Origin of the sequence: Undibacterium sp. Ji50W (assembly GCF_049340445.1) — a bacterium.
Classification (GTDB): domain Bacteria; phylum Pseudomonadota; class Gammaproteobacteria; order Burkholderiales; family Burkholderiaceae_D; genus Undibacterium.
Genome location: NZ_JBMPOX010000045.1, coordinates 1 through 1,918 on the forward strand (window position 1 = coordinate 1; position 1,918 = coordinate 1,918).

A 1,918-nucleotide genomic window follows, 5' to 3' on the forward strand; every position below is an offset into this window, starting at 1 on the left:
GCAGCGGGTGTTGACAGGGGAAGTAAAGTGCTTCATAATCTCGTTTCTCTGCTGCTGACGCACACAACGCTGCGCGGCAAAACTGGACGAATAAGTAGTTCAGTGAGGCAGAAAAGATTACAGTTCTTTAACAATTAACAGTCAATAAATGTGGGCACTTGGCGAAGCGCACCAGTCAACTTAGGTTGATTGGAAATGCTTAAATAATATAGCAAGTGTTCACAAGAAATAACAAAGCAAGACAGTTTTTTAGCAATAAGAAACTGAACTGTCAGTATTTTGAGTGAGCGACATGTCACTACGGTGACATAGACAAGAAATTGTCGAAAAACAGAGATTAAACTGAAGAGTTTGATCCTGGCTCAGATTGAACGCTGGCGGCATGCCTTACACATGCAAGTCGAACGGCAGCGCGGGGCAACCTGGCGGCGAGTGGCGAACGGGTGAGTAATATATCGGAACATACCCTAGAGTGGGGGATAACGTAGCGAAAGTTACGCTAATACCGCATACGCACTAAGGTGGAAAGTGGGGGCTCGCAAGACCTCATGCTCATGGAGTGGCCGATATCTGATTAGCTAGTTGGTAGGGTAAAAGCCTACCAAGGCGACGATCAGTAGCTGGTTTGAGAGAACGACCAGCCACACTGGAACTGAGACACGGTCCAGACTCCTACGGGAGGCAGCAGTGGGGAATTTTGGACAATGGGGGCAACCCTGATCCAGCAATGCCGCGTGAGTGAAGAAGGCCCTCGGGTTGTAAAGCTCTTTTGTCAGGGAAGAAACGGTGGATCCTAATACGGTCTGCTAATGACGGTACCTGAAGAATAAGCACCGGCTAACTACGTGCCAGCAGCCGCGGTAATACGTAGGGTGCAAGCGTTAATCGGAATTACTGGGCGTAAAGCGTGCGCAGGCGGTTTTATAAGTCTGATGTGAAATCCCCGGGCTCAACCTGGGAACTGCATTGGAGACTGTAAGGCTAGAGTGTGTCAGAGGGGGGTAGAATTCCACGTGTAGCAGTGAAATGCGTAGATATGTGGAGGAATACCGATGGCGAAGGCAGCCCCCTGGGATAACACTGACGCTCATGCACGAAAGCGTGGGGAGCAAACAGGATTAGATACCCTGGTAGTCCACGCCCTAAACGATGTCTACTAGTTGTCGGGTCTTAATTGACTTGGTAACGCAGCTAACGCGTGAAGTAGACCGCCTGGGGAGTACGGTCGCAAGATTAAAACTCAAAGGAATTGACGGGGACCCGCACAAGCGGTGGATGATGTGGATTAATTCGATGCAACGCGAAAAACCTTACCTACCCTTGACATGGAAGGAATCCTGAAGAGATTTGGGAGTGCTCGAAAGAGAACCTTTACACAGGTGCTGCATGGCTGTCGTCAGCTCGTGTCGTGAGATGTTGGGTTAAGTCCCGCAACGAGCGCAACCCTTGTCATTAGTTGCTACGAAAGGGCACTCTAATGAGACTGCCGGTGACAAACCGGAGGAAGGTGGGGATGACGTCAAGTCCTCATGGCCCTTATGGGTAGGGCTTCACACGTCATACAATGGTACATACAGAGGGCCGCCAACCCGCGAGGGGGAGCTAATCCCAGAAAGTGTATCGTAGTCCGGATTGTAGTCTGCAACTCGACTACATGAAGTTGGAATCGCTAGTAATCGCGGATCAGCATGTCGCGGTGAATACGTTCCCGGGTCTTGTACACACCGCCCGTCACACCATGGGAGCGGGTTCTGCCAGAAGTAGTTAGCTTAACCGCAAGGAGGGCGATTACCACGGCAGGGTTCGTGACTGGGGTGAAGTCGTAACAAGGTAGCCGTATCGGAAGGTGCGGCTGGATCACCTCCTTTCTAGAGTAGCGTGTAGTGAAGTGTCCACACTTATTGACTGTTAATGATGA

At 50.5% G+C, this 1,918-nt stretch carries 1 rRNA gene; it reads left to right on the plus strand.

From position 1 onward, the window contains the following. Positions 1-339: 339 nt before the first annotated feature. Positions 340-1,868 (plus strand): 16S ribosomal RNA (locus ACO0K9_RS27820). The last annotated feature ends 50 nt before the right edge of the window (positions 1,869-1,918 follow it).